General features: G+C 62.8%; 7 protein-coding genes. All 7 read left to right on the forward strand.

Features of this window, described 5'->3' with window-relative positions; all coding sequences use genetic code 11:
• The first annotated feature begins 108 nt into the window (after window positions 1-108).
• Window positions 109-468 (forward strand): NADH-quinone oxidoreductase subunit A, encoded by a 360-nt coding sequence (locus tag LPZ50_RS01675; protein ID WP_028356453.1) that lies wholly within the window; start codon window positions 109-111, stop codon window positions 466-468.
• A 33-nt stretch (window positions 469-501) separates the two neighbouring features.
• Window positions 502-978 (forward strand): NuoB/complex I 20 kDa subunit family protein, encoded by a 477-nt coding sequence (locus LPZ50_RS01680; RefSeq protein ID WP_006217960.1) that lies wholly within the window; start codon window positions 502-504, stop codon window positions 976-978.
• A gap of 66 nt (window positions 979-1,044) precedes the next feature.
• The gene (locus LPZ50_RS01685; RefSeq protein ID WP_230656852.1) at window positions 1,045-1,674 is read left to right on the forward strand and encodes an NADH-quinone oxidoreductase subunit C; all 630 of its coding nucleotides are present in this window, start codon (window positions 1,045-1,047) and stop codon (window positions 1,672-1,674) included.
• Between the two features lie 3 nt (window positions 1,675-1,677).
• Window positions 1,678-2,934, forward strand: a complete 1,257-nt coding sequence (locus LPZ50_RS01690; protein WP_230656854.1) for an NADH-quinone oxidoreductase subunit D — start codon at window positions 1,678-1,680, stop codon at window positions 2,932-2,934.
• Between the two features lie 40 nt (window positions 2,935-2,974).
• Window positions 2,975-3,478: an NADH-quinone oxidoreductase subunit NuoE gene (gene nuoE / locus LPZ50_RS01695; protein WP_230656856.1), complete on the forward strand. Its 504-nt coding sequence runs from the start codon at window positions 2,975-2,977 to the stop codon at window positions 3,476-3,478.
• Window positions 3,475-4,842 (forward strand): NADH-quinone oxidoreductase subunit NuoF, encoded by a 1,368-nt coding sequence (gene nuoF / locus LPZ50_RS01700; protein WP_230656858.1) that lies wholly within the window; start codon window positions 3,475-3,477, stop codon window positions 4,840-4,842. The genes nuoE and nuoF overlap by 4 nt, the downstream gene beginning before the upstream one ends.
• 15 nt (window positions 4,843-4,857) lie before the next feature.
• A partial coding sequence (nuoG, locus tag LPZ50_RS01705) for an NADH-quinone oxidoreductase subunit NuoG (RefSeq protein WP_230656860.1) occupies window positions 4,858-6,412 on the forward strand: 1,555 nt, incomplete at its 3' end.

Here is a 6,412-nt window from a genome sequence, read left to right on the forward strand (position 1 = left end):
ATGCCTGCAAACAGTCAATAGCTTCTCATTTTCGAGTGTCTGGGTTCAGCGGGCAGTCACTTAGCAAATGCTACAATCTGAAGGTTTGCGCATTTGACGGACGCCAGAATGAACTTGCAACAGTATTTTCCCGTCCTGCTGTTTATCGTAGTGGCCACCCTTATCGGGTTTGCGCTGCTTACAGCAGGCTCCCTTCTTGGGCCGCGGCGTCCCTATGCCGAAAAACTTTCGGCCTACGAATGCGGCTTCGAAGCCTTCGAAGACGCCCGCATGAAGTTCGATGTGCGCTATTACCTGGTTGCCATCCTCTTCATCCTGTTCGACCTCGAAATCGCCTTCCTGTTTCCGTGGGCCATCGCCCAGGGCACGGTTGGCCTCGTCGGCTTCTGGACCGTCATGGTCTTCCTGGCCGTGCTGACGGTGGGCTTCATCTACGAATGGAAAAAGGGCGCGCTGGACTGGGAATAACCCAAGTCTTCCCGCACGCTATCAGAGACGAAAATGGCTATAGACGGCATCCTCAAGCAAGGCTTCATCACTACCAGCGCCGACAAGTTCCTGAACTGGGCAAAAACGGGGTCGATGTGGCCCATGACCTTCGGCCTGGCCTGTTGCGCGGTCGAGATGATGCACGCCGGCGCGGCGCGCTACGACCTGGACCAATTCGGCATCATCTTCCGGCCCAGCCCGCGCCAGTCCGACCTGATGATCGTGGCCGGCACGCTGTGCAACAAAATGGCCCCCGCGCTGCGCAAGGTCTACGACCAAATGCCCGAGCCGCGCTGGGTGGTTTCCATGGGGTCGTGCGCCAACGGCGGGGGGTATTACCACTACTCGTACTCGGTGGTGCGCGGCTGTGATCGCATCGTGCCTGTCGATGTCTACGTACCTGGCTGTCCGCCCACTGCCGAAGCGCTGGTCTATGGGCTGCTGCAAATGCAGAACAAGATTCGCCTGACCAACACTATTGCCCGCTGATCGCGCTCGCCGCGCGGAGCCTTCCGCCGGCCACAGCTGTCAGCATACCGGTTTACCCAATCGACCATGACGATGACCAGGCTCGAAACCCTGAAACACAACCTGCAGGCCGCGCTCGGGGCCGACATTGCCCTGACCGACGCGCTCGGCGAACTTACGCTGGAAGTGCCGGCCGACCAGTGGCTGCCGGTCTGCAACAAGCTGCGCACCGAGGCCGGCCTGAGCTTCGAAATCTGTATCGACTTGTGCGGCGTCGACTACCTGACCTGGGGCAATGGCACCCGCCAGGCCGCCGAAGAAAAGGTGGCCGGCGTCCAGCGCTCGCGTTTCGCCGTGGTCGTGCATCTGCTGTCGGTGGCCCATAACTGGCGCCTGCGCGTGCGCACGTGGTGCCCCGACGACGACTTCCCCATGGTGGGTTCGCTGATCGAATGCTGGCCCGGCGTGAATTGGTTCGAACGCGAAGCCTTCGACCTGTACGGCATCGTCTTCGAAGGCCACCCCGACCTGCGTCGCATCCTTACCGACTACGGCTTTATCGGCCACCCGTTCCGCAAAGACTTCCCCCTGTCGGGCACGGTCGAAATGCGCTACGACCCCGAACAGAAGCGCGTCATCTACCAGCCGGTCACCATCGATCCCCGCGAAATCACTCCGCGTGTCGTGCGTGAAGATTCCTACGGCATGGGGCGTTAAATCATGGCAGAAATCAAGAACTACACCCTGAACTTCGGTCCTCAGCACCCGGCCGCGCACGGCGTGCTGCGCCTGGTGCTCGAACTTGACGGCGAAGTCATCCAGCGCGCCGATCCTCACATCGGCCTGCTGCACCGCGCCACCGAAAAACTGGCCGAACACAAAACCTTTATCCAGGCGCTGCCCTACATGGACCGCCTGGACTACGTGTCCATGATGTGCAACGAGCACGCCTACGTCATGGCCATCGAAAAGCTGCTGGGCATCGAAGCCCCGTTGCGCGCGCAGTACATCCGCGTGATGTTCGATGAAATCACCCGCCTGCTCAATCACCTGATGTCGCTGGGTTCGCACGCGCTCGACGTGGGCGCCATGGCGGTGTTCCTGTATGCCTTCCGCGAACGCGAAGACCTGATGGACTGCTACGAAGCCGTCTCGGGTGCCCGCATGCACGCGGCGTACTATCGCCCCGGCGGCGTCTACCGCGACCTGCCCGACGCCATGCCGCAGTATGGCGAAAGCAGCAAGTACCGCGGCGAAAAAGACCTGCGCCTGATGAACGATGCGCGCTCGGGCTCGTTGCTGGATTTCATCGAAGACTTCACCAACCGCTTCCCGGCCTGCATCGACGAATACGAAACCCTGCTTACCGATAACCGCATCTGGAAGCAGCGCCTGGTGGGCATCGGGGTGGTCGACCCCGACCGCGCCAAGGCCCTGGGTTTTACCGGCCCCATGCTGCGCGGTTCCGGCGTGGCCTGGGACCTGCGCAAGATGCAGCCCTACGAAGTCTACGACCTGGTCGATTTCGACGTGCCGGTGGGCGTCAACGGCGACTGCTACGACCGCTACCTGGTGCGTATCGCCGAAATGCGCGAAAGCACCCGCATCATCCGCCAGTGCGTGGAATGGCTGCGCAACAATCCCGGTCCGGTCATGGTCGAGAACCACAAAGTGGCGCCTCCCAGCCGTACCGGCATGAAAACCAACATGGAAGAGCTCATCCACCACTTCAAGCTCTTCACCGAGGGTTTCCACGTGCCTCCGGGCGAGGCTTTTGCCTCGGTCGAACACCCCAAGGGCGAATTCGGCATCTATCTGGTGTCCGATGGCGCCAACAAGCCTTACCGCCTGAAAATTCGGGCGCCAGGTTTTGCCCATTTGCAATCGCTCGATGAAATGTCGCGCGGCCACATGATCGCCGATGCCGTCACCATCATCGGCACGCAGGATATCGTTTTCGGCGAAATCGACCGCTGATCCGTCAGCGCGAACGCCCCGCATAACCCGGATTCAAACTATGCTGCTTTCCGAACAGGCCTACCAGAAAATCGATCGGGAACTTGCCAAGTTCCCGGCCGACCAGCGGCAGTCGGCCATCATGGCTTCGCTTGCCATCGCGCAAGAAGAAAAGGGCTGGCTGCCCACCGAAGTCATCGAAGACGTGGCCAACTATATCGGCGTGCCCCCCATCGCGGTGCAGGAAGTCGCCACGTTCTACAACATGTTCGATACCAAGCCGGTGGGCAAGCACAAGATCGCGGTTTGCACGAACCTGCCCTGTGCCTTGCGCGATGGCGAGAAAGCCGGCGATTTCCTCAAGCGCAAGTTGGGTATCGACTACCGCGAAACCACGCCCGACGGCCAGTTCACTCTGGTCGAAGGCGAATGCATGGGCGCTTGCGGCGATTCACCCGTGCTCATCGTCAACAACAAGCATATGTGCGTGCGCATGACCGAAGAAAAGCTCGACGCGCTGGTGCAGGGCCTGAAGGCGCAAGGCGCCCAAGGAGAATCGGCATGAACGCGCCCGATCTGTACAAGCACCTGGCCCAGGGGCTGGACCCCAACCCCCTGAACGACCTGGCCAATTCCATGTGCCTGCACGGCCGCCACATCTCGCCGCAGATCATGGCGGATGTCGATGGCAGCAACTGGCATCTGCAAGACTACGTCAAGCGTGGCGGTTATGAGGCCCTGCGCAAGATCCTGTCCACCGGCATGAAACCCGAAGACGTGATCGCCGAAGTCAAGGCCTCGGGCCTGCGCGGCCGCGGCGGCGCGGGCTTTCCCACCGGCCTGAAATGGAGCTTCATGCCGCGCGCCTTCCCGGGCCAGAAGTACCTGGTCTGCAACTCCGACGAAGGCGAGCCGGGCACGTTCAAAGACCGCGACATCCTGCGCTTCAATCCGCACATCGTGATCGAGGGCATGGCCATTGCCGCCTATGCCATGGGCATCTCGGTGGGCTACAACTACATCCACGGCGAAATCTTCGAAGTCTACGATCGCTTCGAGGAAGCCCTGGAAGAAGCGCGCGCCGCCGGCTTCCTGGGCGACAAGATCCTGGGTTCGGAATTCAGCTTCCAGCTGCACGCCTTTCATGGCTATGGTGCGTATATTTGCGGCGAAGAAACCGCGCTGCTCGAATCGCTCGAAGGCAAGAAGGGCCAGCCGCGCTTCAAGCCGCCGTTTCCCGCCAGTTTCGGCCTGTACGGCAAGCCCACCACCATCAACAACACCGAAACTTTCGCGGCGGTGCCCTGGATCATCCGTAACAGCGGCCAGGCCTACCTGGAAGTGGGCAAGCCCAACAACGGCGGCACCAAGCTGTTCTCCATCTCGGGCGACGTCGAACGTCCCGGCAACTACGAAATCCCGCTGGGCACGCCGTTTTCCACGCTGCTCGAGCTGGCAGGCGGCATGCGCGGCGGCAAGAAGCTGAAGGCCGTGATCCCCGGCGGGTCCAGCGCCCCGGTGCTGCCCGCCGACATCATGATGGACACCACCATGGACTACGACGCCATCGCCAAGGCGGGTTCCATGCTGGGGTCGGGCGCGGTCATCGTCATGGACGAAACCCGCTGCATGGTGAAGTCGCTGCTGCGGCTGTCGTACTTCTATTTCGAAGAAAGCTGCGGCCAGTGCACGCCGTGCCGCGAAGGCACAGGCTGGCTCTACCGCATGGTTCACCGCATCGAGCACGGCCAGGGCCGCCAGGAAGACCTGGATCTGCTCGACAACGTGGCCAGCAACATCATGGGCCGCACGATCTGCGCCCTGGGCGATGCCGCCGCCATGCCGGTACGCGGTTTCATCAAGCATTATCGCGACGAATTCGCGCACCACATCGAACACAAGTCGTGTGTGGTCCCGCAATATCTGTAGGTCTCAGGAACAGCAATGGTTGAATTAACCGTCGACGGCAATCAGGTCGAAGTCCCCGAGGGCAGCATGGTCATGCATGCGGCCCAGAAGCTCGGCCTGTACGTGCCGCATTTCTGCTACCACAAGAAACTGTCCATCGCGGCCAACTGCCGCATGTGCCTGGTTGAAGTGGAAAAGGCGCCCAAGGCGCTGCCCGCCTGCGCCACGCCGGCCACCAATGGCATGGTGGTGCACACTTGCTCCGAGAAGGCCAAGGCCGCGCAAAAGTCGGTCATGGAATTTCTCCTTATCAACCACCCCCTCGATTGCCCCATCTGCGACCAGGGCGGTGAATGCCAGCTGCAGGATCTGGCGGTGGGCTACGGCGGCTCGGCTTCGCGCTATCGCGAAGAAAAGCGCGTGGTCTTCCACAAGAACCTGGGCCCGCTGGTTTCGGCCGAGGAAATGGCCCGCTGCATCCACTGCACCCGCTGTGTGCGCTTCGGCCAGGAAATCGGCGGCGTCATGGAACTGGGCATGCTGGGCCGTGGCGAACATTCCGAGATCACATCCTTCGTGGGCCGCACGGTCGAATCCGAGCTGTCGGGCAACATGATCGACCTCTGTCCCGTTGGCGCGCTGACGTCCAAGCCGTTCCGCTACACGGCCCGCACCTGGGAACTGGCGCGCCGCCGCACGGTCAGCCCGCACGACAGCCTGGGCGCCAACCTGGTGGTGCAGGTCAAGGGCGACCGCGCCATGCGCGTGGTGCCCTTCGAAGACGAAGCCATCAACGAATGCTGGATCAGCGACCGCGACCGCTTCTCGTATGAAGGCCTGAACACCGCCGACCGCCTGACCGCACCCATGATCAAGGGCGCCGACGGCAAATGGCAGGAAGCCTCGTGGGCCGACGCGCTGCAAGCCGTGGCCCAAGGCTTGTCGCGCGTGCGCGACAGCCATGGCGCCGGCCAGATCGGCGCGCTGGCCGCCGAATACGCCACCACCGAAGAATTCGCCTTGCTGGGCCGCCTGGTGCGCGCCCTGGGTTCCGAAAACATCGACTTCCGCCTGCGCCAGACCGATGCCGCATTCGACGCCGCCCTGTCGGGCGCGCCGTGGCTGGGCATGCCGGTGGCCGATCTCGACACCGTCGACCGCGTGTTGGTGGTGGGTTCGTTCCTGCGCAAAGACCACCCCCTGATGGCCCAGCGCCTGCGGCAGGCGGCCAAGCGCGGCACGCAGATCCTGCTGGTGGACAGCGCCGCCGACGATCCGCTGATGCCGGTTACCGCGCGCATTACCGTGGCCCCGTCCGGGCTGCCGTCGGCACTGGCCCAGGTGGCCGTCGCGCTGGCCCAGGCCAAGGAACAAACCGTGCCGGGCGAATTCGCCAGCATCACGCCTGACGAAAGCGCCAAACTCATTGCCGCCAGCCTGGCCTCGGGCAGCAACGCGGCCGTGCTGTTGGGTAACATGGCCGTGGCGTCGCCGCAGGCGTCGCTGCTGGCAGCCAACGCGCGCAGCGTGGCCGACCTGGCCGGCGCGCGCTTCGGCTTCCTGACTTCCGGCGGCAATACGGTGGGCGGCT

The organism is Bordetella petrii (assembly GCF_020991325.1).
GTDB classification, from domain to species: Bacteria; Pseudomonadota; Gammaproteobacteria; order Burkholderiales; family Burkholderiaceae_B; genus Bordetella_A; species Bordetella_A petrii_E.

Coding starts and splice junctions, on each gene's coding strand:
- LPZ50_RS01680 (WP_006217960.1), top strand. CDS start 502: ATGGCTATAGACGGCATCCTCAAGCAAGGCTTCATCACTACCAGCGCC.
- nuoF (WP_230656858.1), top strand. CDS start 3,475: ATGAACGCGCCCGATCTGTACAAGCACCTGGCCCAGGGGCTGGACCCC.
- nuoE (WP_230656856.1), top strand. CDS start 2,975: ATGCTGCTTTCCGAACAGGCCTACCAGAAAATCGATCGGGAACTTGCC.
- LPZ50_RS01675 (WP_028356453.1), top strand. CDS start 109: ATGAACTTGCAACAGTATTTTCCCGTCCTGCTGTTTATCGTAGTGGCC.
- LPZ50_RS01690 (WP_230656854.1), top strand. CDS start 1,678: ATGGCAGAAATCAAGAACTACACCCTGAACTTCGGTCCTCAGCACCCG.
- LPZ50_RS01685 (WP_230656852.1), top strand. CDS start 1,045: ATGACGATGACCAGGCTCGAAACCCTGAAACACAACCTGCAGGCCGCG.